24 protein-coding genes, 2 pseudogenes and 1 riboswitch are annotated in these 25,724 nt (G+C 63.5%); of the genes and pseudogenes, 11 read left to right on the forward strand and 15 right to left on the reverse strand.

Annotated features, from left to right (window positions below; translation table 11 throughout):
• Nucleotides 1-21: 21 nt before the first annotated feature.
• The 6 genes and pseudogenes from NKL06_RS14295 (at nt 22) to NKL06_RS14320 (ending at nt 4,548) form a co-directional block, all read left to right on the forward strand.
• On the forward strand, nt 22-789 hold the full coding sequence (locus tag NKL06_RS14295) for a L,D-transpeptidase (protein ID WP_023668871.1): 768 nt from the start codon (nt 22-24) through the stop codon (nt 787-789).
• Nucleotides 790-888: 99 nt separating this feature from the next.
• Nucleotides 889-2,055, forward strand: a complete 1,167-nt coding sequence (locus NKL06_RS14300; protein ID WP_023694252.1) for a diphosphate--fructose-6-phosphate 1-phosphotransferase — start codon at nt 889-891, stop codon at nt 2,053-2,055.
• On the forward strand, nt 2,055-2,819 hold the full coding sequence (locus NKL06_RS14305; protein WP_031210693.1) for an MBL fold metallo-hydrolase: 765 nt from the start codon (nt 2,055-2,057) through the stop codon (nt 2,817-2,819). Before NKL06_RS14300 ends, NKL06_RS14305 begins: the two co-directional genes overlap by 1 nt.
• A 21-nt stretch (nt 2,820-2,840) precedes the next feature.
• Nucleotides 2,841-3,065 (forward strand): annotated as a pseudogene (locus NKL06_RS14310) (PDZ domain-containing protein); the annotation flags it as partial.
• 134 nt (nt 3,066-3,199) lie between these two features.
• Nucleotides 3,200-3,811, forward strand: a complete 612-nt coding sequence (locus NKL06_RS14315; protein ID WP_023694255.1) for a molybdopterin-dependent oxidoreductase — start codon at nt 3,200-3,202, stop codon at nt 3,809-3,811.
• On the forward strand, nt 3,808-4,548 hold the full coding sequence (locus tag NKL06_RS14320) for an FAD-binding oxidoreductase (protein ID WP_023694256.1): 741 nt from the start codon (nt 3,808-3,810) through the stop codon (nt 4,546-4,548). The genes NKL06_RS14315 and NKL06_RS14320 overlap by 4 nt, the downstream gene beginning before the upstream one ends.
• Nucleotides 4,549-4,594: 46 nt before the next feature.
• On the opposite strand, the gene NKL06_RS14325 is transcribed toward NKL06_RS14320, so the two are convergent.
• From NKL06_RS14325 to NKL06_RS14360, 8 genes are all read right to left on the reverse strand, one after another.
• A complete protein-coding gene (locus tag NKL06_RS14325; RefSeq protein ID WP_023694257.1) occupies nt 4,595-6,061 on the reverse strand; it encodes a nucleotidyltransferase family protein in 1,467 nt (488 codons plus the stop codon).
• Nucleotides 6,061-6,753, reverse strand: a complete 693-nt coding sequence (locus NKL06_RS14330; RefSeq protein WP_245260052.1) for a glycosyltransferase family 2 protein — start codon at nt 6,751-6,753, stop codon at nt 6,061-6,063. The genes NKL06_RS14325 and NKL06_RS14330 overlap by 1 nt, the downstream gene beginning before the upstream one ends.
• Entirely contained in the window at nt 6,738-7,490 is a 753-nt protein-coding gene (locus NKL06_RS14335) for a glycosyltransferase family 2 protein (protein WP_023668879.1), read from the reverse strand. Before NKL06_RS14335 ends, NKL06_RS14330 begins: the two co-directional genes overlap by 16 nt.
• 33 nt (nt 7,491-7,523) lie before the next feature.
• On the reverse strand, nt 7,524-8,267 hold the full coding sequence (locus NKL06_RS14340) for a glycosyltransferase family 2 protein (RefSeq protein ID WP_023668880.1): 744 nt from the start codon (nt 8,265-8,267) through the stop codon (nt 7,524-7,526).
• Nucleotides 8,264-9,313 carry a hypothetical protein gene (locus NKL06_RS14345; protein ID WP_023694258.1) on the reverse strand — a complete coding sequence of 350 codons (1,050 nt, stop codon included), beginning with the start codon at nt 9,311-9,313 and terminating at the stop codon, nt 8,264-8,266. The genes NKL06_RS14340 and NKL06_RS14345 overlap by 4 nt, the downstream gene beginning before the upstream one ends.
• Nucleotides 9,314-9,465: 152 nt before the next feature.
• Entirely contained in the window at nt 9,466-9,888 is a 423-nt protein-coding gene (locus tag NKL06_RS14350) for a PqqD family protein (protein WP_023684294.1), read from the reverse strand.
• Between the two features lie 161 nt (nt 9,889-10,049).
• A complete protein-coding gene (locus NKL06_RS14355; protein ID WP_023690258.1) occupies nt 10,050-11,150 on the reverse strand; it encodes an FAD-binding oxidoreductase in 1,101 nt (366 codons plus the stop codon).
• 37 nt (nt 11,151-11,187) lie between these two features.
• Nucleotides 11,188-12,435, reverse strand: a complete 1,248-nt coding sequence (locus NKL06_RS14360) for an aromatic ring-hydroxylating oxygenase subunit alpha (protein ID WP_023668884.1) — start codon at nt 12,433-12,435, stop codon at nt 11,188-11,190.
• Nucleotides 12,436-12,552: 117 nt separating this feature from the next.
• Nucleotides 12,553-12,754: riboswitch (cobalamin riboswitch) on the reverse strand.
• Between the two features lie 499 nt (nt 12,755-13,253).
• Here NKL06_RS14360 and NKL06_RS14365 point away from each other — a divergent pair.
• The 3 genes from NKL06_RS14365 (at nt 13,254) to NKL06_RS14375 (ending at nt 14,035) form a co-directional block, all read left to right on the forward strand.
• A complete protein-coding gene (locus NKL06_RS14365) occupies nt 13,254-13,460 on the forward strand; it encodes a DUF680 domain-containing protein (RefSeq protein ID WP_023668885.1) in 207 nt (68 codons plus the stop codon).
• Between the two features lie 66 nt (nt 13,461-13,526).
• Entirely contained in the window at nt 13,527-13,730 is a 204-nt protein-coding gene (locus NKL06_RS14370) for a DUF680 domain-containing protein (RefSeq protein WP_023668886.1), read from the forward strand.
• Nucleotides 13,731-13,801: 71 nt separating this feature from the next.
• Nucleotides 13,802-14,035 (forward strand): DUF680 domain-containing protein, encoded by a 234-nt coding sequence (locus NKL06_RS14375; RefSeq protein WP_023694259.1) that lies wholly within the window; start codon nt 13,802-13,804, stop codon nt 14,033-14,035.
• A 72-nt stretch (nt 14,036-14,107) separates the two neighbouring features.
• On the opposite strand, the gene NKL06_RS14380 is transcribed toward NKL06_RS14375, so the two are convergent.
• From NKL06_RS14380 to NKL06_RS14400, 5 genes are all read right to left on the reverse strand, one after another.
• The gene (locus tag NKL06_RS14380) at nt 14,108-15,220 is read right to left on the reverse strand and encodes an ABC transporter ATP-binding protein (protein ID WP_023668888.1); all 1,113 of its coding nucleotides are present in this window, start codon (nt 15,218-15,220) and stop codon (nt 14,108-14,110) included.
• 66 nt (nt 15,221-15,286) lie between these two features.
• Nucleotides 15,287-16,951 (reverse strand): beta-galactosidase BglA, encoded by a 1,665-nt coding sequence (gene bglA / locus NKL06_RS14385; protein ID WP_031198273.1) that lies wholly within the window; start codon nt 16,949-16,951, stop codon nt 15,287-15,289.
• A 5-nt stretch (nt 16,952-16,956) separates the two neighbouring features.
• Nucleotides 16,957-18,111, reverse strand: a complete 1,155-nt coding sequence (locus NKL06_RS14390) for a carbohydrate ABC transporter permease (RefSeq protein ID WP_023668890.1) — start codon at nt 18,109-18,111, stop codon at nt 16,957-16,959.
• Nucleotide 18,112: 1 nt separating this feature from the next.
• Complete coding sequence (locus NKL06_RS14395; protein ID WP_023668891.1) at nt 18,113-19,126, reverse strand: carbohydrate ABC transporter permease; 1,014 nt, start codon at nt 19,124-19,126, stop codon at nt 18,113-18,115.
• Nucleotides 19,127-19,376: 250 nt separating this feature from the next.
• Nucleotides 19,377-20,732 (reverse strand): ABC transporter substrate-binding protein, encoded by a 1,356-nt coding sequence (locus NKL06_RS14400; protein WP_023690253.1) that lies wholly within the window; start codon nt 20,730-20,732, stop codon nt 19,377-19,379.
• A 363-nt stretch (nt 20,733-21,095) separates the two neighbouring features.
• Between NKL06_RS14400 and NKL06_RS14405 the strand changes: the two genes are divergently transcribed.
• Nucleotides 21,096-22,118: a substrate-binding domain-containing protein gene (locus tag NKL06_RS14405; RefSeq protein WP_023684299.1), complete on the forward strand. Its 1,023-nt coding sequence runs from the start codon at nt 21,096-21,098 to the stop codon at nt 22,116-22,118.
• A gap of 166 nt (nt 22,119-22,284) precedes the next feature.
• A pseudogene (locus NKL06_RS14410) lies at nt 22,285-23,630 on the forward strand (NAD(P)/FAD-dependent oxidoreductase).
• A 23-nt stretch (nt 23,631-23,653) separates the two neighbouring features.
• Here the strand turns inward: NKL06_RS14410 and NKL06_RS14415 are convergent.
• On the reverse strand, nt 23,654-25,066 hold the full coding sequence (locus tag NKL06_RS14415) for a S8 family serine peptidase (RefSeq protein ID WP_023711314.1): 1,413 nt from the start codon (nt 25,064-25,066) through the stop codon (nt 23,654-23,656).
• On the reverse strand, nt 25,056-25,724 hold the full coding sequence (locus tag NKL06_RS14420) for a hypothetical protein (RefSeq protein WP_023711315.1): 669 nt from the start codon (nt 25,722-25,724) through the stop codon (nt 25,056-25,058). The genes NKL06_RS14415 and NKL06_RS14420 overlap by 11 nt, the downstream gene beginning before the upstream one ends.

The following is a 25,724-nucleotide window of genomic DNA, read 5'->3' on the forward strand; positions in this document are numbered from 1 at the left end:
CGACAGCGTAGGGTTGGGTGCATGCGTGAGTTGCCGCAGAATGTGACGCCGCCAGCAAATGGCGACGCAAACGAGACCGAACATCTCTATTCCCGCCGCTTCGTCCTGTCAGGGGCCGGCGCCATGACGCTACTCGGCATGGCCGGCTGCAGCACTTCGACGCTCGAGCTGCCGCAATTCCAGCTGGATGACACGGTCACCGGCTCGGTGCGGCCGATCCGTCCGGCGATCAGCGTCGACAAGAACGTCACCGGCCCCGATGTCATGTACGCTTCGCTCAACGATGGCGGCTTCGAAGTGCCGGCGGTGCCCTATCAGAAGGTCAAGCCGGAGTTCCGCCGCCAGATCGTCGTCAACGAGACCGGCGAGGCGCCCGGCACCATTGTCGTCCATCTGCAGGAGCGAAAGCTCTATCTGGTGCAGGAGGGCGGCGACGCCATCCGCTACGGCGTCGGCATCGGCAAGGACGGCTTCCGCTGGTCCGGCCGCGCCAACATCCAGTACGGCAAGGAATGGCCGACCTGGACGCCGCCGCCGGAGATGATCCAGCGCAAGCCGGAACTGGTGAAATGGCAAAACGGCCAGCCCGGTGGCCTCACCAACCCGCTCGGCGCACGCGCTCTTTACATCTACCAGGACGGCAAGGACACCGGCTACCGCATACACGGTTCGCCGGAATGGGCGAGCATCGGCCAGGCGATGTCGTCGGGCTGCGTGCGCCTGATCAACCAGGATATCATCGACCTCTACAGCCGCGTTTCCAAGAAGAACCCGGTCGTCGTCGTCTGATCCTGTGCGGCGGTTTGGCGCCGCTGGAAACTCCCGTTGCGCGATGCGGCAAGCTAGGCCAAGGTGCCTTGAAAACCACAGCGCCGGGAGAGATCGAGCATGGCTGGAACGTTTGTCATCGCACAGGGCGGCGGCCCGACCGCCGTCATCAACCAGACGGTTGTCGGGGCCACGCTGGAAGTCCGCAAGCGCCATCCCGGCGCCAAGGTGCTGGGCTCGCTCCACGGCGTGCGCGGCATTCGTGACGGCAACTATGTCGACCTCTCCGCCATCCCAGAGGACCGGCTGCGGCTGATCGCCGGCACGCCGAGTGCCGCGCTCGGCTCGACACGCGACAAGCCCGACGCTGCCTATTGCGAGGTCATCCTCAAGGGCCTGAAGAAGGCCGGCGCCGACGCCTTCATCTATATCGGCGGCAACGACACGTCGGGCACGCAGCAGATCCTGACCGACGCAGCCGGCGGCAGCATCGCTTTCGTCCATGCGCCAAAAACCATCGACAACGACCTCGAGGAAAACGACCACACGCCGGGCTTCATCTCGGCGGCCGAGTTCGTCGCCGGCGCCTTCCTGTCCGTCGATCTCGATTTCCGCGCATTGCCCGGCATCTATGTCGGCATCGTCATGGGCCGGCATGCCGGCTTCCTAACCGCGGCGGCTGCAGCCTGGCAGCTCGATCCCGACAGCGGCCCGCATCTGATCTACGTGCCGGAACGGCCATTCTCCGCCGCCGGTTTCATCGACGACGTGCGCGCCACGCTCGACCGCCACAAGCGTTGCATCGTCGCCGTCTCCGAAGGAGTCAGCACCGCCGACGGCAAGGCGCTGGTCGAAAGCCTGGTGCCGCCGGACAAGCTCGAGCGCGACGCGCATGGCAACGTCAAACTGTCGGGCAGCGACCTGCCGTCAGCTCTGGAACGTGCGCTCGCCGAAGGCCTCCCGGGCAAGCGCGCCCGCGTCGATGCGCTTGGCTACATGCCGCGCGGCTATGTCGGCGCGATCAGCGCCGTCGACGCGCAGGAGGCTTTCGACGCCGGCGCCTTCGCGGTTGCCGTTGCCAGCGAAGGCGGTGGCTCGGTGGCGCTGCAATATGACGGCACGAAAACCGTGCTGAAGAAGGTGCCGCTGAAGAACGTCGCCGGCAAGACGCGCCATATGCCCGACGATTTCATGAAGCCCGATGTCAACCAGCTGTCGGAAGCGGGCATGGCTTACCTGAAGCGGCTGGTGCCGGAAAAATACAAGGTGGGAAAGCCCTTCGTCTGATGGGCGGCCGTTTTGGCGGCACCCGTTTTGGTGGCGAGCGCGTTGTCGGCGACTGGTTCGGCAAGACGATCATCGACGACCGCACGACGATGCTGACCGAGCCGTTCGTGCATGATTTCGTGCGCGCCAACATCTGGCATTTCAGGGGACGCTACGCCGACCTGCTGGTCGACACCGGCATGGGCATCTGCCCGCTGGCGCCTGAGATCGACACGCCCGAGGGCAAGCCGCTCATCGTTGTCGCCACCCACATCCATCTCGACCATGTCGGCTCGCTGCACGAGTTTCCGCTGCGCGCCGGGCCGCGGCACAGTGCCGAGCATTTCGAGACCATGAACGATCAGGTGACCTACGCCTACATGTTCAACAATCTCGACGGCGCCGTTTCGAAATTGCCGGCGCCGGGCTGGACGGCGGCCGACTACAAGATCCCGCCGGCGCCGCTGACGCGCACGCTGGACGAGGGCGACATCGTCGACCTCGGCGACCGGCAGTTCCGCGTCCTGCATCTGCCCGGACATTCGCCGGATTCGATCGCTTTGTTCGACGAGGCAGACGGCCTGTTCTTTGCCGGCGACGCCATCTACGATTCCACGCTGATCGACGACCTGCCGGATTCCTCCCGGCCTGATTATCGCCGTACCATGCAGCGGCTCCTTGACCTGCCTGTTCGCCTCGGCCATGGCGGCCATGGGCCGAGCTTCGACGGCAACCGGATGCGCGAGATCGCCACAGCCTATCTCAGGCGCACCGGAGGCCTCTGACGACATTGTGATTGGAACCAGCGTGGCGCCGTGGTCGAGCGCGTCAATCCGGACAAGGCAGCTGCCAATGCCGGCCTGCAGCCGGGCGACGTCATCGTCGCCGTCGACCGGTCGCCCGTGCGGGATGCGCGGCAAGCCAACCAGGCGATCGCCAAGGCCGGCAGATCGGGCCGGAAGTCGGTGCTGCTTTTGGTCGACCGGGGCGACGCGCAAATCTTCGTCGCCGTACCCTTCGCCGCCGGTTGAGACATGATGCGGCGGGCTCGCTGAACGATCGGCAGGCCTGCCGCACGGCCCCGCCAAAATTCCTGTTGCCCGCCGCGACATCTTCGAGAACATTACGGCAGGCCGGCAATGGCCTGCTAAAAACGGACAGTCCGATGGTCACTCGCGGTTTTTCCTCCGGTCGAAAGCCTCCGACGGAGACCGATGCGCGCATTCCGCCCGGTCAGTATCTCGAACAGGGCTTTCCGGTGCTGTCGGCGGGGCCGACGCCGCGGGTGCGCACCGAGGACTGGTCGTTCACGCTCAAGCACGGGCCGCGCCCGATCAAGAAGTGGAACTGGGCCGAGTTCAACGCGCTGCCCTTGACCAAGACGACGCGCGACATCCATTGCGTTACCGCCTGGACCAAGTTCGATACCGCCTGGCAAGGCGTGCTGGTCGACGACATCCTTGCCGATGCCGGTATCGAAGCGCCGACCGGCTTCCTGCTGGCGCATGGCTATGACGGCTACACCACCAACGTGCCGGCCAAGGATCTCACAGCGGGGAAGGCGATGGTGGCGCTCCTTTATGAAGGCAAGCCGATCACTGCCGACCATGGCGGCCCGGCGCGGCTCCTGGTGCCGCATCTCTATTTCTGGAAATCGGCCAAATGGCTGAACGGGCTGCAGTTCACCGAGCGCGACGAGCCGGGCTTCTGGGAATTGCGCGGCTATCACATCTATGGCGACCCGTGGCGCGAGCAGCGCTATAGCGGCGATCCATGAGCGAAGCGCCGCAATCTCCCTGGCAGACGGCGAAAATCACCCGGATCGAAAAGCGGACGGCACGCGTTGCCAGTTTCTTTTTCGCGCTGTCACGGCCATTCGCCTATCGCGCCGGACAGCATGTCGATGTCAGGCTGACTGCGCCTGACGGCTACCAGGCGCGCCGCCCCTATTCCATCGCCTCGGCGCCGGAGAGCGGCGCCACGATCGAGCTGGCGATCGAGAAGTTCGACGACGGTGAAGTCTCGCCCTTCTTCCACGACATCGCCGCGGTCGATGACGAGATCGAAGTGCGCGGGCCGCTCGGCGGCCATTTCGTCTGGTCCGATGGGGATGGCGGGCCGCTGCTTCTGGTCGGCGGCGGCTCCGGCGTCGTGCCGCTGATGGCGATGGTGCGTCACCGGACCTTGCGCAAATCGGCGGTGCCGGTGGAGCTGATGTTTTCGGTGCGGGTCTGGGACGAGGTGATCTTCCGCGACGAGCTGATCGGTCTCGGCGACCGCCGCGACGGGTTCGAGCTGGTGCTGACGCTGACACGCGAGGCGGCACGGCGCCCGTCCGACTATTCGAGGCGCATCGACACGGCAATGGTCATGCAGGCGCTCACGCGGCTGCCGCGGCCGCCGGCGCTCGCCTTCGTGTGCGGGTCGAACGCCTTCGTCTCGGCGGCTGCCCAGGCGCTGATCGACGCCGGCATATCAGCGGAAATCATCCGCACCGAGCGCTATGGCGTCTGAGAGGGCCACAGTGGTTCACCGTTTTCATTGAAACAGCCACCCGCTCTCAGGTGGGTGAAAACCTTGCCGACAGCAATTGGAACGGCAGCGCGCCATAGGCGGCGACTTCGGCCTCATTGTCCCAGTTGCGGAACTGGCGCGATGGCCGTGCCTCGATCACCAGAGGCCGGCCGGTGTCGTCCACCGTTAGCTTGCCGCGAAAGCGCAGCACACGTCCGCCGCCGGCGCGGCTGATCACCATGGAACGCAGGCGGGCGACATGGCCGCCGCCGGCATTGATTTCCATCTCAATGCGGCGCCGGATTGGTGGAACGACGATCCTGACGGTGACGTCCAGCACCATCGCTCCAGTCCTGTCCGGACGCGGCAGGGGCTGGGAAAGTGCAAACGGCGCCGACGTCGCTCTTGCCTTGCGCAATGTCGGCCTGCCGCGCCAGACGGCGGGCGTCGGCTGCTGCAGGCGGCCCTTTTTGCGTTTGAGGCGCAACTGCTTGGCAAAGCCGCGCGACAGCCAAACGAGGCCGCCGAAATCGGTACGCGGCTTGGCCTGCAGCACCGAGGACCAGCGCGACAGGCCGGCGCGGTCGGCCAACTCAATCGTCTTTGCAAGTTCGGCCTCCGGCACCGCAATGCCGATCTCCAGGCAGAGATAGGAGAGCGCCACCGCCGCGGCGACGGCGAGGCCCCGCTTGGCGACGATGTCGCCGAACACGCCCCAGTCGACTGCGCCACTCTCGATGGCGACCGCACAGTCAACCAGCCAGTCGCTGTGGGTGTGGGCATCGAGGCCGCCATGTGCGATGGCGAGCGCCATGCGGTCGGCCGGAGAGGGCACAAGCACGCGGACGCCATTGAAATCGGCTGACAGCGCCCGCTGCCAGATCGCCAGATCATCTTCCGCGCTTTGCTGCGACCCGTCATAAGCGAGCTGGTGCAGGTCGATGTCGCCGAAACTGCCCTTGAAAAAATTCATCGAACGCAAGGACGCCAGCCTGGTGCGCAGATATTGCGGACTGACGCCGGTGGCGATCTGCCAGTCGCGTTCGCTAAGCACATCGAAGGCGGCAATCATGGCCTGCGAGCGCACCAGTATGTCGATGTCATGCGCCACCCGGCCGCGCTGCGCCGACGCGTTGACGGCGATGCGGCTGGCGCCTTTGATAAGCATCACCGCGCAGCCGGCGTCGATCATGGCCTGTAGCGCCGGCTCGGCCTCGCGCGCAGCCAGTCGCGATTTGGTCCACAGCATCTTTTGCAGGCCGACAAGACGTGGATAGGCCGGATGCCCAGCGAGCTTGCGGCCGAACCTGTCGGAGATCGCGGCCAGCAGCCGATGCTCGCGGAAAGCAGCATGGTCGATATCGTTCTCGTCGAGCCAGCGCGCCGCATAGGCCCCGGCCGCCTCTTCATCGGGGAGCAATGCGGCCTTCAGCAACTGGTCGAGGCCGCCAGTGGGCCATGACCAACCATAGTCCGGAAACCGACGGCCGATACGGCGCATGGCATTGGCCATCAGTCGGCGCTCGCCTTTTTCGCTGCTCGCCTTTGCATGGCCAGCCTTACGACTTCGACATAACCGCGGTCGCGCACGGGGTCGCGTCCATAGGACATGCTGTCGGGCCGGATGCGGCGCAAGGTCAGGACATCGTCGAGCATGGCAAGCGCAAAGCCCGCCTCGCGGACACGGGCGATCCAGTCGACCATGTCGCCGCGACCGCCTTGCGGGTCGATGATCGGACCGACGGCCTCGGCTACCTCCCGGCGGATCATCATCGTCGTGCGCGACCAGCCCGCCACGGCCACGTCCTGTTGCACATCGGGCTTGTCATCGCGAAACGTCCGCCAGTGGGCAAAGACTCCTGCCGTCGCGGGAAACCGCTCGAAATGCTCCAGCTGCCTTTCGATCTTGGTCGGCAGCCACAGATCGTCCGCATCGAGCGTGGCGACGAAGGGCGTCGCCAGCGCGGCGATGCCCCTGGTGGTGGCGCTGCCTGGTCCGGCATTGTCCTGGCGCAACACCTGCACCGGCATGCCCAGCGCATTGACCACCGCGACCGTATCGTCGGTCGAGCCGTCATCGACGACGATTATGGCGTCGGGCTGGACCGTCTGGGCCGCGACCGATCGCAGCGTCTCGGCGATGGTGGCGGTCGCGTTGAAGGCCGGAATGACGACGCCGTAGCTGGCCATCACAGGAAACGCCAATTCGCAAGTTCCTTGAAATCGAAGATGCCGTCGACAGGGTGCAAGGAGCGGTCGGCCTCGCGCCGTTTCATCGACTTGTAGACGGCGCGCATGAATTCGCGAAAAGGAACATCGGCCTGCCTGGTCATGTTGCCGGGATGGCGCCGGTAATAGAGCGCAACAGTGTCGGGCATCGTGAATTTCGGACCGCTTTCGAAAGTGCGCAGCAGATAGTCGGTGTCCTCGGCCTGGTGGAAATCCTCGTCGAAGCTGCCGATGCGTTCGACCAACCGCCGGACGAAGATAGCGGGAGACAGGTGAATGCCGCGAACCGTCATCGAGTGGCTGTCGGCTGTCGGCTCCAGCGTATCGTCATCTATGTCGTCGACCAGCGTCATGCGCGAATAGGTGAGCTCGAGGGTGGGGTCTGCGTCGAAACAGGTCAGATCCGCCTTGAAGCGGCCCGGCGGGGAAATGTCGTCGGAATCGAGAAACGATACCAGCCCGGTCTGCGGCAGCAATTGCCGCAAGCCCGCGTTGCGTGCCCGCGTCACCCCGGCATTCTGCTGCTGGAAAAGGCGAATGCACGGCGCCTCCGCGATCAGCGAGCGCACGACCGCCACCGAACTGTCGGTCGAACCGTCATCGATAACGATGATGTCGAGATCGGCGGCATCGCGCTGCCTCAGCAGCGAGCGCAGCGCCGAGCCGACATGGCGTTCGCGGTTGTAGACCGGCATGATCACGCTCAGCTTCACGCACGCATTCCAGGCTGTGATCTATTCATTCTTTCACCACTCTGCCGGGCGCTTGATCTCGAAAAGCCCCTCGACCGGGCGCCGCGACGGATCGGCCTTGCGCCGCCGCAAGGATTTCTGAATCACACGCAGATATTCGCGCACCGCCACATCCCTTTGCTTGGTCAAATTGCCGGGGTGGCGCCGGTAGTATACCGCGACGGTGTCGGGAAAAATGTGCTTTGGGCTGGTTTCGAAAATGCGCAGCAGATAGTCGGCGTCTTCGCCCTGCCGGAACTCCTCGTCGAAAGCACCTGTACGGTCGATGAGTGCCCTGCGGAGTATCCCGGCGCTAAGGCTGACGCCGCGCACGGTGGGACCTGCGCCGCCCCGTGCCGGCTGCAGGGTTTCGTCGTCCATGAGATCGACGCGCGTCATCAGCGAGTAGGTCAGCTCGAGCGCAGGGTCGGCCGCGAACAGGGGTAGGCCAGCCTTGAATCGTCCAGCCGGCGAGACGTCGTCCGAATCCAGGAACGACACCAGTTCGGTTTGCGGCAGCAACTGCCTCAGCCCTGTGTTGCGCGCGTTGGCCACGCCCTGGTTTGCCTGCTGGAACAGGCGGATGCACGACGCTTCCCGCATGATGGCGCGGACTGCTTCAACGGAGCTGTCCGTCGAGCCGTCGTCGACAACGATGATATCGAGATCGGCATCGTCGCGTTGCCTGAGCAGGGACCGCAACGTCGAAACGACATAGATCTCCCGATTGTACACCGGCACAATGATGCTCAACTTCATGCAGCGCCCCGAAGGACGAAATCCGCAATCGTGCCGGCGATCTCGCGCGGCTCGGTCCCCAGCGACAGCCGGTAGCATGGCAGATCGCGGGTAAGCTCGCTGAAAAAGCGAAAGCCCGCTTCCCGCTCGCCCGGCATCTGCACGATTCCTGACGGGGCCAAGGCGATCATGGCATCCTTGCGCGATATGGGCATGACCGAGCTTCTCGCACCTCCCCTGATATGGGGCACTATCAAAGCAATAATGTCCAGACTTGCAGGAGGTGGTCGAGGCGCGATCTCGTCGATGCGAAAGGCATGCTTGCCTTGCCAGTTCAGCGGTTGGTACGACTTTAGCCGACCCTCCAGCTTCAGCCGCTTGAAGCCCTCCGGATCCTGCTTGAGCGTGGCAAACAGCGGATAGGCCGTCACGCCCTCGGTCCGGTCGATCAGCACATAGTCGTCGCCGACGCTATCGAGCCCATTGAGCAGGCCGGCGACGACTGTTCCCGATTTTCCGGCTCCCCCGGAGCCCGCCAGCAACACGCCCTTGCCATCGATGCCCAGCGTGCCGGCATGGGTAAGCCGCATGCCGCGCGCCGCATATTCCCAATGCAGGAAGGCGCGCAGCGGCGCCGCCTGTTCCCATGGCGGAAAGGCGTCGGCCGACATCATCAGCTGCGCCCCGACATGGCGTTGCGGATCATGGAACTGCCAGAAATCGAGGTCATGATAGTAGCTGCCGCGCAATCCGGCCTCTTCCAGCCGGTTGGCAAAGGCATGATGGTTGTAATCGCCTCGGCCCCAGGTGGCCGGGGCGAGGACGCCATCGATGCCCGGGTGGGCGACGAAAATGCGGCAGCCGTCAGATGCAGACGGATTTTCCGGGGCCGGTATGAAGGCATGGCTCATGGCTTCCGCCAGCGTGCCATGGTCGAGGTGGACACTCAGCTCCAGTCCCGGCAACCGCACGCTGGCGGTAACGGGATAGAATGCGGCGGCGCTTTCCGCGGCCGCCAGCACATGGCGGGCATAATCCGGCAGGGTTTGCAGCGTGATCAAAGGCATGTGTTGGTTGTTCAGCGTCCAGAATTGCGCCGGGTCGCCTGATGCATGTCGCTCGGGGTGGCCCCGGTTTTGAGACGACGACATGCATAAAATAAAAGATCTAAACCGCGTCGCCTGAGTCCGTTCAAACGCGACGCGCTTTAGGGAAACGATTATGCCTGTTTCACCGCCGGCCAGCCGAGAGGTTCCTCGACCTCATGGATCGGGTCGACAATGATGAGATCGGCAAGGTCGTCATGGACATCGACCTTGAGCGGCTCATTGCTGGCAGCAAGCGCAGCCGACAGCTCGCCCGAAAGCGGTTGTGCCGGTGTTTCGGCTGGCGCAAGCAACCCGAAATCGAGCAGTCGGGCAACGAAGCTTTCGAGGTCGGCCAGGCTTGTTTTTGCGGCGCCCGCGGCAGCTCCGACCAGCGCTTCAGTGGCGACGCCGGACGACAAAGCCTGCCAGACCCGGCTGCCGGAATCGGAAAAGCCGAAATACTTGCCGTTCGAAAGATCGAGAACGACGGCTTCGCCATCGAATGATTCGAAAACGATGTCCTTGCTTGCGACCGCGTAGACCCGCTGTTGCATCGCTGTGTCCCCCGTCCCATGCGCCCTGAAGGGATGCGCCGGCTTCACGGTCTGCCAAGCCCTTCCTAAGTGCGTCTAAATCACTTGGCCGTTGGTTGGCAAGACAAAGACCCGCGAATACAACGCCTGCGTCGGCGACCGTTGCGGCGAAGTCGACCGGCTCAAGCCTCGATTTCGAGCGCCGACAATGGTTTCGAGCAGCAGGCAAGGATGAAACCGTCATCGATCTCGTGGTCGAGGATGCCGCCATTGTGGCTCATCTCGACTTCGCCGGAGACCTTCTTCACCTTGCAGGTGCCGCACAGGCCGAACTCGCAGGCGGCGGGAATCCGCACGCCCGAGCTGCGCGCGGTCTGCAGCACGGTCTGGCCGGCGACGCAGCCGGCGTCGACCTCCGAAAGCGAGAAGCGGATCGGCGTCACGGCTTCGACAGGTGCAGCGATGCCGTCCTCGACCGGGGAGGCAAACGGCGCCGGAATTTCCTCCACCACAGGCGCGGCAAAGCTCTCCTGATGGTATTTCGTCATGTCGAAGCCGGCGGCATCCAGCATGCCGCGCACGGCGCGCATGAACGGATCGGGGCCGCAGCAGAAGATTTCGCGCTCGCGGAAGTCCGGAGCCAGCAAGGGCAGCCGGATCGCGTCGATGCGGCCCATATGGCCGTACCAGCCTTCGCGGCTGGAACGTTCCTCGATCATGAAGCCGAGCGACAGGCCGGGCATATGGCCGCCGAGCAGTTCGAGTTCCTTGCGGAAGATGATCTCTTCGGCACGCCGCGCGCAGTTGACGAAACCGACATCGGTCCATGGCGCGCAGTCGTTCAGCCAGCGCAGCATCGACATCATCGGCGTCACGCCGGAGCCGGCGGAAATGAACAGGTATTTGGCCGCCGGGTGGCTGTGCAACGAGAAGTCGCCGGCCGGTCCGTAGGCCTTGACATGCGAACCGGGCACCAGATGGTCGAACATCCAGCGCGTGCCGATGCTGCCGGCCTGCGCCTTGATCGTCACCGCGATCGAAAACGGCCGCGATGGCGACGACGACAGCGTGTAGGTGCGCATCAGCGGCCCGTCCGGTGTCGGCAGTTCCAGCGTCAGGAACTGGCCCGGCTTGTAGCGGAACCAGGTCTGGTTGTCGGAGCGGAAGGTGAAGGTCTTGACGTCGGGCGCCTCGTCGCTGACGCCGATCACTTCCAGCACCTGCAGCCTATCGTTCCACGGCGCCATCTGGTCGAGATGGCGATAGAGCCCAAGATCCGTCATCGCATTCATCCTCTGGTCCCTCTTCGCCTGCTCCAGCTCACGCGACGCTGCGTAGCGCCGGCCGGCCGCCTTCGGCAAGGCGCGGGCCGATGAAGGCCGCGTACCATTCGACGAACTGGATCACGCCGCCCTCGTGCAGCTCCGAATAGGGGCCGGGCTCATAGGCCGGAGACAGGATGCCGAAGGCGTTTTCCTCGACGATGCGGCGGTCCTGGTCGTTGGTCTCGGTCCAGACATGGGTGAGCTCCTCAAGGTTGTAGTCGACCCCCTCGACCGCATCCTTGTGCACCAGCCACTTGGTCGTCACCGCGGTTTCGGTGGCGCTGATCGGCAGCACCCGGAAGGTGACCGCATGGTCGATCAGTATGTGGTTCCAGGTCGTCGGATAGTGGTAGTGCATCAAGGTGCCGATGCGGTCGGCGGCAACAGTGTCGGACAGGTTCTTCGTCACCGCGCGCTTTCCCGACATCGTGTAGCTGACGGCATCGCGCAGCAGCGGCGCGCGGGTGGCGCGGTATTGCCCGGCCGGATCGATGCGGAACTTGCTCGGCAGGCCCGCCGCCTCGCATTTCGCCCAGTGCGCCAGCATCTCCGGATCGCTGTCGGCGCCCTGCACGCCGGTCACCGTCGGCGCTTCGGGGAATGTCTTGCACAGCTCTGGATGATTGCCGGCGCAGTGATAGCATTCGCGGTTGTTTTCCCAGACCAGCTTCCAGTTGCCCTTCTCGATGATGGTGCTCTCGAAGGCGACCTTGGCTTCATTCAGCCGGTGCGGCTTGAGGTAGGGCTCTATCATGGCGCGCATCGGCGCAAAGTCGGCAGGTTCTTTCGCCAGGCAGATGAAGATGTAGCCGCCGACGCTCTCGCAGGCGACGGGCTTCAGGCCGAACTGGCTCTTGTCGAAACCGTCGGCCATCTGGCGGGCAAACAGCAGCCGGCCGTCAAGCTCGTAGGTCCACTGGTGATAGGGGCAGACAAGCTTTGCCGCCATGCCCTTCTCAGTGTTGCAGACACGGCTGCCGCGATGGCGGCAGGAATTGTGAAAGGCGTTGATGTTGCCCTTCTGGTCGCGGACCAGCACCACCGGATAATCGCCGATCTGCACGGTGATATAGCTGCCGGGCTTCGGCAGTTCGCAATCATGGCCGATGAACAGCCAGTCGCGATACCAGATAAGCTCCATGTCGAGCTTGAAATAGTCCGGGTCGGTGTAGAAGGGCTGTTCCAGCGAAAAGCCTTGCTTGCGGCCGTTCAGGAGCCTCAGCATGTCGTTGCGCGTATCCATAGTTCTGTCCTCGTGGTTTAAGGACTGAACTTGGTGGTGATGGAGGAAGGATCGGACGCAGGCCGGCGCGGCGCCGGACATGCACTATCCACCTCTTGACCGCCCACCGCGATCAGTCGAGTCTATGCATCTCGGGCTGGTTTCCGGGCTCTGGAGTTGTCCTTGCGGACCATCGCGACACCTTCCCAGGCTCTTGCCCAGTGGTCTCCCGTTGCGACTTCAACTCCACCACCGTTGCGGGGGCAGCGCCGGATTCTGACCGGCTTCCCAATTCTCCGCTGCGTCGTCACGAAGCGGCACCTGAGATGCGATCATCTAATCACGGCAGCGATCGCGACGTCGGCATGAAAGCGACATCGTATCCATGCGGCGCGACACGCGCGGCATACGCCCCGCCGACCACCGAAGGGCTGAGATCCTGTCTTGCGGCGCTATCATCGCCGTTTCGAATCGCTGCGGATCCAGTTCCGATCGGGGGCAAAAAGGGCTCAACGGTATCGAAAAGTTACTATTAGCAATCTCTAATCGAACCGAACGGTTCGTTTCTGTTGACAATGCGTGCAGGACGGTGTGAACGACGGCCCGGAAACCGACACCGGAGCGAACCACTCGGTTCGACATAAGCAACTGAAAACAATGCGATAAATGACCATAGAGGAACTTCCTGGCACAATTTCAAGGTGCAGGACCGTGGTCCACACGGAACAACTTCGTGATTGGAAACCAGCCTATGGCTTTCCCACATCGGGGCTGTCCGAACGACGCGAATTCCTCCCAAGACACGCCGCTAGACGGACAGACAAACTGGAGTCCTAAAAATGAAAAAGATCATCCTCACTGCCGCAGCCGTTTTGGCGATCACCGGCAGCGCCTTCGCCGGTAGCGACAATTACGGTTCCAATGGTGCGAACCAGCCAGCCGTCTCGGTCGACAGCTCGTATACGGCTTCCATTCAGAAGCCGGCGCACGCTGACAAGCAGCCTGTCGTTCAGGGCGCCGACCGCGACCTCTACGGCAATCGCTGATCCCGACCAAAGAAGGGCGGCTAACCCGTCGCTCTCGGGATCCCAAAAAATTCAGGAGTATTTGAAATGAAAAAGATCATCCTTGCTGCCGCCGCCGTTTTGGCCATCTCCGGCAGCGCTTTCGCCGGCAGCGACAACTACGGTTCGAACGGCGCCAACCAGCCTGCGATTACGTCGACCGATAGTGGCCATACGGCTTCGGTTGAGAAGTCGGCTCCAGCCGAGCAGGCGCCTGCCCACGGTGCCGACCGTAACCTTTTCGGCCGCTAAAAGCCGGTTTCCAGCACGTGGCGGGCTTATCCGCTGCAGCTGGCAGCATCAGAAAAATTCAGGAGACTAAAATGAAGAAGATCGTTCTCGCCACCGCAGCCGTTCTGGCTGTTTCGAGCGCTGCCTTTGCCGGCAGCGACAATTATGGCTCCAATGGCGCCAACCAGCCGGCCGCTGCCGTCGACACCACCCGCACTTCGTCGACCGGCACCAACTCGGCGGTCTACAAGCTGCTGAACTCGTCGGACGACCAACAGAAGTTCGTTCCTCAGAGCAGCGACAGGGATCGGTTCGGCAACAACTAACAGCCGAAGCTTAAAAAAGAGTGGCGGGCCTGGCCCGCCGCTCTTTTTTCATGCCTGTACGACGCAGCTATCTCAAGCCGCCTTCACTTCCACCGGCTTGAGCGAGAAGGAGTGCCCATCGGCGTCGAAGATGTGCAGGTCCCCGGCATCCGCGGTCAGTCGCAGCTTTGCCCCGCGCTTGACCTCGACATTGCCGGGCAGCTTGGTCACCAACGGCAGGTCGGCGCGGCCGATATCGACATAGACAAGCTGCACCTCGCCGAGTTGCTCGACATAGTCCACCACGCCCTCGAAAAGATATTCCGCGCCGGTGGCGGCCGACAGATCCTCCGGCCGCACGCCGAAGCTGACTGCCGCACCCTTTGCTGACGCCGGCGTTGCGATCGGCACCGTTGCCTTGCGGCCGCCGACATGGCTGACGATTGTCGGGTTGCCCGTCCTGTCGATTGTCGCCGGCAGGATGTTCATGGCCGGCGAGCCGATGAACTGGGCAACGAACAGATTGCCGGGCTTCTTGTAGAGGTCCATCGGCGTGCCGACCTGCTCGATATGGCCGTCCTTCAGCACGACGATGCGGTCGGCGAGCGTCATCGCTTCGACCTGATCGTGGGTGACGTAGATCATGGTCGTGGCAGGCATCGATTCCTTGAGCTTGGCGATCTCGATGCGGGTCGCGACGCGCAGCGCCGCGTCGAGATTCGACAGCGGCTCGTCGAACAGGAACACTTTCGGATTGCGCACGATGGCGCGACCGATGGCGACACGCTGGCGCTGGCCGCCCGACATCGCCTTGGGCAGGCGGTCGAGATATTTGGTCAGCTGCAGGATTTCGGCGGCCTGCCGCACCCGCTTGTCGATCTCGGCCTTGCTTTCCTTGCCGATCTTCATCGAGAAGGCCATGTTGTCGTAGACGGTCATGTGCGGATAGAGCGCATAGGACTGGAACACCATGGCAATGCCGCGCTTGGAAGGCGGCACGTCGTTCACCACCTCGCCGGCGATCTTCAGCTCGCCGGAGGTGATCTCCTCAAGCCCGGCGATGGACCGCAGCAAGGTCGACTTGCCGCAACCCGACGGGCCGACGAAGACGATGAACTCGCCCGACTTTATGTCGAGGTCGATGCCGTGGAGAATGTGCAGATTGCCGTATGATTTCTTCACCTGTCTCAGCGTGACATCGGCCATAATTTCCTCCCAGTGATTTCCCTAGAGAACCTGGATTTCCTCAAAAAATCCAGCTTCGTCAAAAACTCAGTCGATGCGCCCGAACCAGGCGCCGTAGCCGCCGAGGCGGATGGAACCTGTGCCGGATTGTCCCGAAAAACCGTGCCCGGCCAATGGCAGCAGCGCCTGACCACCGAGATCGACCTCGGCCGGCTTGCTGGCCAGATTGAAGACGCAGACGATCTGCTCATTGCCCTCACGGCGGGTGAAGGCGACGGTGTCGCCCTCGCTTTCGATGAACTCGATGTCGCCTTTGGCCAAGGCCGGATGCTGGCGGCGGAAACCGAGAAAGCGCCGGTAGTGCTCGAGCAGCGAGGCCGCGTCGCCCTGCTGAACATTGACCGCTTGCGACAAGTGCTTGCCCGGCACCGGCAGCCAGGGCTTGGCCGTCGAAAAGCCGGCATTGCTGGCGGTTGCATCCCACACCATCGGCGTGCGGCAGCCGTCGCGGCCCTTGAATTCGGGCCAGAAGCGAATGCCGTAGGGGTCCTGCAGATCCTCGAACTGCAACTCGGCTTCGCCCAGCCCAAGCTCCTCTCCCTGATAGAGGCAGACCGAACCGCGCAGCGACATCAGCAGCGCCGAGATAACCTTCAGATAGGCGGCCGGGTCGGCCTCGTCGGCGGCCCAGCGCGAGGCCGGACGCATCACGTCGTGGTTGGAAAAGGCCCAGCACGACCAGCCGTCGCTGGCGACCTTGCCGAAGGCTTCCAGCACCTGGCGCACCTTGGCGGCGCTGATCTTTTCCGGCGCCAGGAAATCGAAGGAATAGCACATGTGGACGCGTTTGCCGCCGGCGGTGTAGGCGGCGACCACTTCCAGCCCACGCTGCGAATCGCCGACTTCGCCGACCGCGGCGGCCGCCGGATATTCGTCGAGCAGCGCCCGGAACCGTTCGAGGAAGGCAAGGTTTTCCGGCCGGCTCTTGTCGTAGATATGGTCCTGGTAGTTGTAGGGATTGACCGCAGGTGCTGTCTGGTCGTTGCGCTCTTCGGGCGGCAGCGGCGGATTGTTCTCCAGCCCCTGGCTGTGGAAGTAGAAATTGATGGTGTCGAGGCGGAAGCCGTCGACGCCGCGCTCCAGCCAGAAGCGGGTGACGTCGAGCAGCGCGTCCTGGACTTCCAGATTGTGGAAGTTGAGGTCCGGCTGCTCGGACAGGAAATTATGCAGATAATATTGCTGGCGGCTGGTGTCCCACTGCCAGGCCGAGCCGCCGAAGATCGACAGCCAGTTGTTGGGCGGCGTGCCGTCCGGCCTGGCGTCGGCCCAGACATACCAGTCGGCCTTGGGATTGCTACGGCTGGCGCGGCTCTCCTTGAACCATGGATGGTTGTCGGCGGTGTGCGACAGCACCTCGTCGATCATCACCTTGAGGCCGAGGTGATGGGCTTCCGCAACCAGCGCGTCGAAATCGGCGAGCGTCCCGAACATCGGGTCGACGTCGCAATAGTCCGAGACGTCGTAGCCGAAATCCTTCATCGGCGACTTGAAGAAGGGCGAAATCCAGATGGCGTCGACGCCGAGCGAGGCGATGTAGGGCAGCCTGCGGATGATGCCCTTGAGGTCGCCGATGCCGTCGCCATTGGAGTCCTGATAGGAGCGCGGATAGATCTGGTAGATCACCGCGCCCCGCCACCAGTCGCGATCGACGGCGAGATCGGGCTTCGAGGTCGCCTTCAAAGCGGCTTGCATAAGTCTCAACCTCCTTTGACCGAGCCGGCCAGCAGCCCGCGGACGAAATAGCGCTGCAGCGAGAAGAACACGATCAGCGGCACGATAATGGTGACGAAGGCCGATGTCGTCAGGATTTCCCAGTCGCCGCCGCGCGAGCCGAGCAGCGCGTTGAGCTTCGCGGTCAGCACGATCTGGTCCCCTTCGGTACCGAGGAAAACCATTGCCACCAACAAATCGTTCCACACCCACAGGAACTGGAAGATTGCAAAGGACGCCAGCACCGGGAAGGACAGCGGCAGCACGATCTTGACGAAGATTTCGAAATCGCTGGCGCCATCTATGCGCGCCGATTCCATGATCTCGCGCGGCAGGCCGGCAATATAGCTGCGCAGGAGATAGATGGCGAAGGGCAGGCCGAAGCCGGTATGCGCCAGCCAGATGCCGAGATAGGTTTTCGACGGCACACCGAAGAAGATGCCGACGCCGTTGTAGATCTTCAAAAGCGGGATCAAGGACATCTGCAGCGGCACGACCAGCAGGCCGATGATTGTGGCGATCAGCAAGGCGCGGCCGGGAAAACGCATCCACGCCAATGCATAGGCGGCGAAGGCGGCGATCAGGATCGGGATGACCGTCGCCGGGATGGTGACGGTCAGCGAGTTTATGAACGAGCGGCCGATGCCCTCCGAAAACAGCACGGTCTTGTAATTGTCGGTGGTGAATTTCGGTGGCGCCGACGAGGCGTAATAGACGCGCTGGCCACGGTCGCCTTCGAAAGCCTTGGGCGAACTCATGACGAACGTTCCGTCGGCATTGAGCTGCAAGGTCACGCCGTCGCCGAGATCGGCAGTGGTGCCGGCCGGATATTGCGTCGGTGCCGCCGACTTGACGCCGAAGGCGCTGATGTTGCGCGCAGCACCGTCGCCGAAGATATTGCCGGCAAGCACGAACTTGCCGTCCTTCTCGACCTGCGCCGAGGCCGGCGGCAGGCGGCCGGCTTCAGTCTGGCTGGAGCTGGAGAACGAGTTCCACCAGCCCGAGGCGATGATCTGGTCCTTGTCGCGCAGCGACGAGACCAGGATGCCGAGCGTCGGCACGGTCCAGACGGCGACGAAGACAAGCACGGCGATGTGGACGCCGAAGCGGCTGGCAAAGGACTTTCCGGTCGCGACGGCCATCTCAATGTCCTCCCGTCTCTTTGTTCGCCTGGCGGATGTTCCAGACCATGATCGGGATGACCGCGATCATGATGATGATGGCGATGGTGGCGCCGCGGCCGAAATCGCCGCCGCCGCGGAACATCCAATCGAACATCAGATTGGCCAGCACCTGGCTGTTCCATTGGCCGTTGGTCATGGTCAGCACGATGTCGAACACTTTCAGCACCAGGATGGTGATCGTCGTCCAGACCACGGCGATGGTGCCCCAGATCTGCGGCACCATGATCTTCCAGAAGATCTGGAACGGATTGGCGCCGTCGATGACCGCGGCTTCAAGCGTCTCTTCGGGGATGCCGCGCAACGCCGAAGACAGGATGACCATGGCAAAGCCGGTCTGGATCCAGATCAGGATGATCATCAGGAAGAAATTGTTCCAGAACGGCAGCGATATCCAGACCTGCGGCTGGCCGCCGAAATACTGGATGATGGCGTTGAGCAGGCCGATCTGCGTCTGGCCCTCGCCGCGATATTCGTAGATGAATTTCCAGATCACGCTGGCGCCGACGAAGGAGATCGCCAGCGGCAGGAAGATCAGGCTCTTGGCGATTGTGCCCCACCAGATCTTGTCCGTGAGCACGGCGATTATCAACCCTAGAAAGGTGCAGGCGGCGGGCACCACCGCCAGCCAGATGATGTTATTCAGGATCGAGTTGCGGAACTCGCGGTCGCCGAACGCCCATTCATAGTTGGCGAAGCCGACAAAATGCTGGCCGCCGCGGTCGAGGAAGGACAGCCAGAGCGTCGCCACCACCGGATAGATCAGGTAGACGGTGAGGATGATCATCGCCGGGCCGACGAACAGCCACGGACGGACCAGTCCTTGCCGGCGCAGATTGTCGATGGCCGCAGCCCCGGCCACGCCGCGCGACGGGAATATCAGGTCGACCAGCTTGTTGGCGCCCCAGAAATAGGCGACGCAGCCGCCGACGCCGATGATGATGACAAAAATGGCCGATAAGATCTGAGCAGCCATGGGTCCCTCTTCCCTGCGCATGATCGGCCGGGCCTTGAACAGCCCTGGCGATGTGGCTCTGCGCCGATTTAAGTTATTCTGAAACGAACGAACGCAAATCGGTCCGGCGTAAGGCGCCGGTCGGATCCGGGCCATAGCGGCCCGGATCCAGTCTGTGGAGGAAGTCCTGAATTTGCCGCCAAAGCGGCTGATTACTTGGCAGTGGTTACTTGCCAGCTGACTGCTTGCCAGCTGACTGCTTGCCAGCTGACTACTTGATAGCGTCCCAGCTCTTCTGGATGTCGGTGGCGACATCCTGCGCCGACTTGCCGCCGACCAGATCGATCATGCCGGTCCAGAAGGCGCCGGCGCCGATCTTGCCCGGCATCAGGTCCGAACCGTCGAAGCGGAAGGTCGAGGCATTGGCGAGGATATCGCCCTGCTTCTTCAGCGCGTCGCTGGCATAGGCATCCTTGTTGACCGACTTGAGCGGCGTGACGAAGCCGCCCTGGGCCATCCAGATTTCATGTGCCAGCGGCATTTTCAGGAATTCGATGAACGCGCGTGCACCCTTCGAATCCTTGGTGATCATGGCCAGCGTGCCGGCGCCGAGCACAGGCGTGCCCAGCTCGGGCTTGGATGCATAGGGCGGGAAGTAGAAGAAGTCGGCGTCCTGTCCAACCTTTGTGCCTTCCGGGAAGAAGGTCGGGATGAACGATGCCTGATGGTGCAGGTAGCATTTCGGCGGCACCGAGAAGAGGCCCTTCGGGCTGTCGCGGAAGTCGGTCGCGGCAACCGCCTTGGCCCCACCGTCGACCATCTTGTCGTCGGTCGCGATCTTGCCGAAAATGTCGATGGCGTTGACCACCGCCGGATCGTTGAACGGGATCTCGTTCTTTACCCACTTGTCATACACGTCGGGCGTCTGGGTGCGCAGCATGATGTCTTCGACCCAGTCGGTCGCCGGCCAGCCGGTAGCGCCGCCTGAGCCGAGGCCGATGCACCACGGCGTGCCGCCGTCGGCGATGATCTTCTTCTCGAGGTCGGCGAGCTCTTCCTGGGTCTTGGGAACCTTGTAGCCGGCTTCCTCGAAATTGTCGGGCGAATACCAGACCAGCGATTTCACGTCGGCCTTGTAGGGGAAGGCGAAGAAGCCCGGCTTGCCGTCCTTGTCCTTGAAGGTGCCGAGATCGACCCATGACTGGCCGGCGCCGTAATTGTCCTTGATCCATTTGGCGGTGTCGTCGCCCAGCGGCGTCAAAAGGCCCTTGGACGCCAGATCCTGGATCAGGCCCGGCTGCGGCAGTACGGCGATATTGGGCGGGCTGCCGGCCTGGGTATCGATGACGATCTGCTGTTCGTAATTTTCCGACGAGGAGTATTTGATCTCGGCGCCGGTGGCTTCCTGAAAATATTCGAGAACAGTGCGGATGAGGCCTTCGTCCTCGCCGCGCCAGGGCCCGAAGATGGTCAGCGTCTCGCCCTTGAGATCGACCTTCTTCAGCTCTTCGTAATTGGCCCAGTTGAAGCGCTTGTCTTCCCCGGGCTTGAACTTCAGTTCGGCTTGCGCCGGCAGGGACAAGGCGAGCGTGGCAAACGCTGCGCCAAGCAGAAGCATCTTCTTCATCGGTATTCCTCCCAGTGTGGACACATACACCCGGACGGAACCTCCATTCCGCCCGCCGACGCTGCAGGACTGTGACTCGTTCAGAAAGGAACCGCAACCTTTCGAAGAGTCTTCCAAAGCGCTTTGGCCGTTTTGATCTCGCCATTGAATCGGCTGGAAGTCAAGAGGGCGGTGGGCTAATCGATTTAATTTCGGGCCGCAAGACTTGGTGAAGTGCACTGCAGCACAGTTTTACGGCGGTGCAGCAGCGTATTAAGCTTCAAACTGGCCGGACCAGTGCGTATGGTCGACCAGCTCGGCCGCGCCCATTGTGGTCCGCGTGGCTTAAAAATTAAAAGCGCTTTGAGGCTTGGAGGCCTCCCAGTGAACCTGAAGCAGCTCTCTCATATGCTGGCCCTGTCGCAGACAACGGTAAGCCGTGCGCTCAACGGCTATCCGGAGGTCAACGAGGAAACCCGCCGGCGCGTGGTGGATGCCGCCAAGCGCCACGGCTACCGGCCCAACCCGAGCGCGCGCCGGCTGGCGACCGGCAAGACCGGCATGATCGGCTATGTCCTGCCGACGGGCGCCTCCGTCGACATCGACCCGCATTTCGTCGAGTTCCTGTCGGGTCTCGGCGACTATGCCCGCTCGCACGAGCTCGACCTGGTGCTGTCGCCGGCCGATGCCGACGACCAGGAAACCACCTATCGCCGCATCGTCGCCAACCGCCAGGTCGACGCCGTCTACATCTCCTCGCCGCGCCCGGCCGACCGGCGGGTGGCGCTGGTCAACACGCTCGGCATTCCCTTCATCGTCCATGGCCGCAGCGAAGGCTTCGATTTCGACTACCCCTTCACCGACATCGACAATGAGGGCGGCTTCCACGACGCCGCCCGGCTGCTGGTTCAGCTCGGCCACCGCCGGCTGGCGCTGATCAATGGCGACGACCGCGAGACCTTCGCCATCCACCGCGAGCGCGGCATGCGCAGGGCGCTGGCCGCGAGCGGCCTGACGCTCGGCGAGCGCCATGTCTGTTCACTCACCATGACCGAGGAGAACGGCTACCGCGCCGCCAGGCGCCTGCTCGAACAGAGCGAGCGGCCGACGGCGATCGCCTGCTCCAGCCTGATCATGTCGCTCGGCGTCGTGCGCGCGGTGCGCGACCTTGGCCTGACCATTCCCGGCGACCTGTCGTTGATTGCCCATGACGACGTCTTTCCATGGCTGAAGCCGGAGAATTTTTCCGTGCCGCTGTCGACGACGCGCTCGTCGATCCGCCTCGCCGGCGCCCGCATCGCCGAACGCCTGGCAGCGCGCATTTCCGGCTTGGAAGAAGGGGCGCGAGGCGAGGTCTGGCCTGTCGACCTGGTGGTGAGAGGCTCGGTCGCCGGCGCGCCGGTTTAGGGATTAATCCAATTGCTCCGCTGGGCAAGTTCACCCATGTGGATGTTGCCCGCAGATAGATTGACTTCGTTGGGACAACGGTCTGCCTGGACCTGTCCTTGATTTGGCTTCGAGTGGGTGGCAACCAGTAAGCCAGAGCCATCAACCAGTCCTCAGGGTGCGCCACTTGCCCATATTCCCGTTCTCCGAAACGGATCCAATCCGGCATCCTGGCCCACCGCCGAAAACGTCGGAGGTGGTCATTGTCGGTGGCGGCATCATCGGTGTGACGACGGCGCTTTTCCTGGCACAGCGGAACATCCCGGTGACGCTGCTGGAAAAAGGACGCATTGCGGCCGAACAGTCGTCCCGCAATTGGGGCTGGATCCGGAAGCAGGGACGCGACGCCGACGAGTTGCCCATCGTCATAGAGGCTATTCGCCTGTGGCGGCAACTGGCTGAGGAATGCGGCGAGGACATCGGCCTGACCCAGACAGGTGTGACCTACCTGGCGAAGACCGACAAGGACATGGCCGGCTTCGAAGCATTCATGAAGATCGCTGCGACGCATGCGCTCGACACCCGTCTCCTGGATGCAGACGAAACCGCGGCACTCATCAAAGGCATGTCGCGCAAATTCAAGGGCGCGATGACGACGCCCTCCGACATGCGGGCGGAGCCTTGGCTGGCGGTGCCCGCACTTGCCCGGCTCGCCGTGCGAAAAGGCGTCAAAATCGTCGAGAATTGCGCAGCGCGAACCCTCGAAATCTCAGGCGGCAAGGTCAAGGGCTGTGGACCGAGACGGGGTATATCGAGGCCTCCAGCGTGCTGGTCGCGGGAGGTGCCTGGTCATCCTTGTTCCTGAGAAGACACGGCGTCTCCATCCCCCAGCTCAGCGTCAGGGTAACCGCAGCCGCAACGGACCCCTTGGCTGAAATCTATGCAGGGGCGGCGACTGACGAACACATCGCTTTCAGGCGCCGGCAGGATGGCGGGTATACGCTCGCCGCGGGCGGCAGCCATCTGCATTACCTGGGACCTGACGCCTTCCGGCACGCCACCAAATATCTTCCTGCGCTGAGGGACAATCCGCTGGGGACACGCTACTTTCCGTTCGCGCCGTCAGGTTACCCCGATGCCTGGTCGACGCCGCGCGATTGGGCGCCGGATTCGCACAGCCCTTTCGAGAGAATGCGGGTGCTCGACCCGGCCCCTGAACCGGCCCGTCTGCGTTCGATAGAACGCAAGTTCAAGCACCTCTTTCCGCAGTTCGAGAGGGTTCGCCTGAAGGCAGGCTGGGGCGGCATGATCGACGCCATGCCGGACGTCGTCCCCATCGTGGATCATGTGCAGGCCGTCGGCGGTCTTTTCGTCGCGACGGGAATGAGCGGTCACGGCTTCGGTATCGGGCCTGGCATAGGCCGGGTCGTTGCCGACATGATCCAGGGAAACCAGACCGGGCACGACCTCAGCCGCTTCCGGCTGTCGCGCTTCCATGATGGCAGCCCTGTCCGGCTGGGTCCGGCGCTCTGAATTGGGTGGCGCGAAATTCCGGTTTACTTGTTCGCCGCCGCCTTCGTATCCAGCAGCCCATAACCGAAATCATTGTCCCGTCCCTTCGGACCGAGATCCCTGGCGGTGGCGGCCAGCGCCTTTTCGATATCGTCGGCCGAGCGCTCGGGTGAGGCGTGGATCAGGTTGGCGATTGCGCCGGACACGATCGCGGCGGCAAATGAGGTGCCGGTGACGACGTCAGAGCCGGCGCCGCTCGGCGCCACCATCTCGACGCCGGGCGCCGAGATGAAGACATAAGCGCCGCGATTGGCCTGCTGCATCAGCCCGTCCTTGGCGTCGGTGGCGGTGACCGCGATCACGCCGTCATAGGCGGCGGGGTAGCCATAGGGCGCTTTCGGCCCGTTGTTGCCGGCAGCAGCGACCAGGATGATGCCGAGCCCGCGCGCATTGCGGCAGGCGGTGGCGAGCAGATCGTTCTTGGGGCCGACGAAACTCATATTGATGATGCTGACATTCTGGTCCGCCGCCCAGTCGAGCGCCGACAGGATGACATCCATGGTCGACCTGCCGTCCTCGAAGGCGCGGGCGTGATAGATCCTGGCGCCGGGCGCCATGCCTTCGAGCGCGCCGACGCCGGCGATCAGCCCGTCGACCGAGGTACCGTGATCACGCTTTTCGACCGGCACGTTGGGCATGGCGTCGAACTGGTCGGCAATGACGCCGGACAGCGCCGGATTGGTGTCGTCTATGCCGGTGTCGATGACGGCGATGCGCACGTTTTCGCCACTGGCTTGCTTGTTGTCGAGCTGAATGCGCTCGAAGGCATAGTTGACGATGCCGGCCGCCTGCTGCAGCGAGTAGATATGGTTTGGCTCGCGCCGCAGGGTGCGGCCATCGGCGGCCAGCTGCGCCAGCACGGCGCCGACCGGGCGGCCGTCGGGAATGCCGAAGCGCACCAGTGTGGTGCCGAGCAGCCGCGACTGGCGCTGCGAGCGCACTTCAAGGCCGAAGGAGGCGGCGATCTGCTGGACGGCGCCGGCATCGCCGTCGACGGTCACCAGCACCTCGTCGGGCACGAACTCGCCGGCGATGGCACGCCGCGGCGCGGTCGCGACAAGATCGGTCGGCGAAACGATCGCCCCACCGGCGGGTGGCCCGGCCTGCGTGTCGGCAGGCGGCGCTGACGGCCGCGGCGTCGGCACGGGCGCTACGGGAGCCGGTGGGTTGGGAAACAGGTCGACGATCAGGGCCGGAAGGGTAACTGCGCCTGGTTCGCCGCCGACGTTGGCCTCATTGCCGTCTTTCGGGCAGTCGGCAGCCGCCGCTCCGGCCGCGTCGGTGCAGTCGGCCCGGCCGGCATTGGGATCATTGGTCTGCGCCGACGCCGGCACGGCGACGATTGTCGTCGCCGCCACCAGGATCGCCGCAAATCGAATGACCGCCCTAGCTGCCATCAACCGGTTTCCTTCCCTCGATCACAGTCTCCGCGAACGGCTGGGCGGCAATAAGGCCGACGAGCCTGGTGTAGTCTGCTCCGGTCTTGACCGGGATGGCAATGCGGAAGACGCCCGAGGCGGCCGGCCCGCCGGCGATCTTCAGCGCGTTCTGGTCGAGGAAGACAGCGATGTCGGACATCTTCGCATCCGGCTTGAACTTGACCAGCGCGAACGGCAGTTTCGCCAGATCATCCTCGGCGCCGGCAATCTCGAAATCATGGCTCTTGCCGCCGGTCTGCACGTAGGACTGCACCACGACCAACGCCAGCAGCACCGCCGCTGCCGCCCAGGCGACACCGACCGGCACCGCCATGAAACGGCCGAGTGCCTGCGCCAGCCAGAAACGGCCCGCGGGAGCGCGGACCGGTCCGGCTTCGGCGTCGAGCGCCCTGGCAAAGCGGCTGAGCGCATCGGCCGGTGGCCGGATCGCCTCGTTGGCGGCGGTGGCGCCGGAGAATTCCGCCTCAGCCTCGCCAAGCGCCGCCGTCGCCGCCGGATCGGACGCCAGCCATTCCTCGACGGCTTCGAGGTCCGAGCCTTCCAGCGAGCCGTTCAGGTAGAACGGCAGCAGCGTTTCCATTTCGTCACGGCGCGACATTTTTTCAGCGGCGCTCAT

The sequence above is a fragment of the Mesorhizobium sp. C268A genome (assembly GCF_040324475.1).
Lineage (GTDB): Bacteria > Pseudomonadota > Alphaproteobacteria > Rhizobiales > Rhizobiaceae > Mesorhizobium.

Excerpts from the sequence above, each read along its gene's own strand:
- NKL06_RS14345 (WP_023694258.1), bottom strand. The coding sequence starts at position 9,313 with ATGCCTTTGATCACGCTGCAAACCCTGCCGGATTATGCCCGCCATGTG.
- NKL06_RS14355 (WP_023690258.1), bottom strand. The coding sequence starts at position 11,150 with ATGACGGATCTTGGGCTCTATCGCCATCTCGACCAGATGGCGCCGTGG.
- NKL06_RS14340 (WP_023668880.1), bottom strand. The coding sequence starts at position 8,267 with ATGAAGTTGAGCATCATTGTGCCGGTGTACAATCGGGAGATCTATGTC.
- NKL06_RS14400 (WP_023690253.1), bottom strand. The coding sequence starts at position 20,732 with ATGAAGAAGATGCTTCTGCTTGGCGCAGCGTTTGCCACGCTCGCCTTG.
- NKL06_RS14375 (WP_023694259.1), top strand. The coding sequence starts at position 13,802 with ATGAAGAAGATCGTTCTCGCCACCGCAGCCGTTCTGGCTGTTTCGAGC.
- NKL06_RS14420 (WP_023711315.1), bottom strand. The coding sequence starts at position 25,724 with ATGAGCGCCGCTGAAAAAATGTCGCGCCGTGACGAAATGGAAACGCTG.
- NKL06_RS14395 (WP_023668891.1), bottom strand. The coding sequence starts at position 19,126 with ATGGCTGCTCAGATCTTATCGGCCATTTTTGTCATCATCATCGGCGTC.
- NKL06_RS14300 (WP_023694252.1), top strand. The coding sequence starts at position 889 with ATGGCTGGAACGTTTGTCATCGCACAGGGCGGCGGCCCGACCGCCGTC.
- NKL06_RS14320 (WP_023694256.1), top strand. The coding sequence starts at position 3,808 with ATGAGCGAAGCGCCGCAATCTCCCTGGCAGACGGCGAAAATCACCCGG.
- NKL06_RS14390 (WP_023668890.1), bottom strand. The coding sequence starts at position 18,111 with ATGGCCGTCGCGACCGGAAAGTCCTTTGCCAGCCGCTTCGGCGTCCAC.
- NKL06_RS14350 (WP_023684294.1), bottom strand. The coding sequence starts at position 9,888 with ATGCAACAGCGGGTCTACGCGGTCGCAAGCAAGGACATCGTTTTCGAA.
- NKL06_RS14295 (WP_023668871.1), top strand. The coding sequence starts at position 22 with ATGCGTGAGTTGCCGCAGAATGTGACGCCGCCAGCAAATGGCGACGCA.
- NKL06_RS14370 (WP_023668886.1), top strand. The coding sequence starts at position 13,527 with ATGAAAAAGATCATCCTTGCTGCCGCCGCCGTTTTGGCCATCTCCGGC.
- NKL06_RS14365 (WP_023668885.1), top strand. The coding sequence starts at position 13,254 with ATGAAAAAGATCATCCTCACTGCCGCAGCCGTTTTGGCGATCACCGGC.
- NKL06_RS14325 (WP_023694257.1), bottom strand. The coding sequence starts at position 6,061 with ATGGCCAATGCCATGCGCCGTATCGGCCGTCGGTTTCCGGACTATGGT.
- bglA (WP_031198273.1), bottom strand. The coding sequence starts at position 16,951 with ATGCAAGCCGCTTTGAAGGCGACCTCGAAGCCCGATCTCGCCGTCGAT.
- NKL06_RS14360 (WP_023668884.1), bottom strand. The coding sequence starts at position 12,435 with ATGGATACGCGCAACGACATGCTGAGGCTCCTGAACGGCCGCAAGCAA.
- NKL06_RS14305 (WP_031210693.1), top strand. The coding sequence starts at position 2,055 with ATGGGCGGCCGTTTTGGCGGCACCCGTTTTGGTGGCGAGCGCGTTGTC.
- NKL06_RS14380 (WP_023668888.1), bottom strand. The coding sequence starts at position 15,220 with ATGGCCGATGTCACGCTGAGACAGGTGAAGAAATCATACGGCAATCTG.
- NKL06_RS14415 (WP_023711314.1), bottom strand. The coding sequence starts at position 25,066 with ATGGCAGCTAGGGCGGTCATTCGATTTGCGGCGATCCTGGTGGCGGCG.
- NKL06_RS14315 (WP_023694255.1), top strand. The coding sequence starts at position 3,200 with ATGGTCACTCGCGGTTTTTCCTCCGGTCGAAAGCCTCCGACGGAGACC.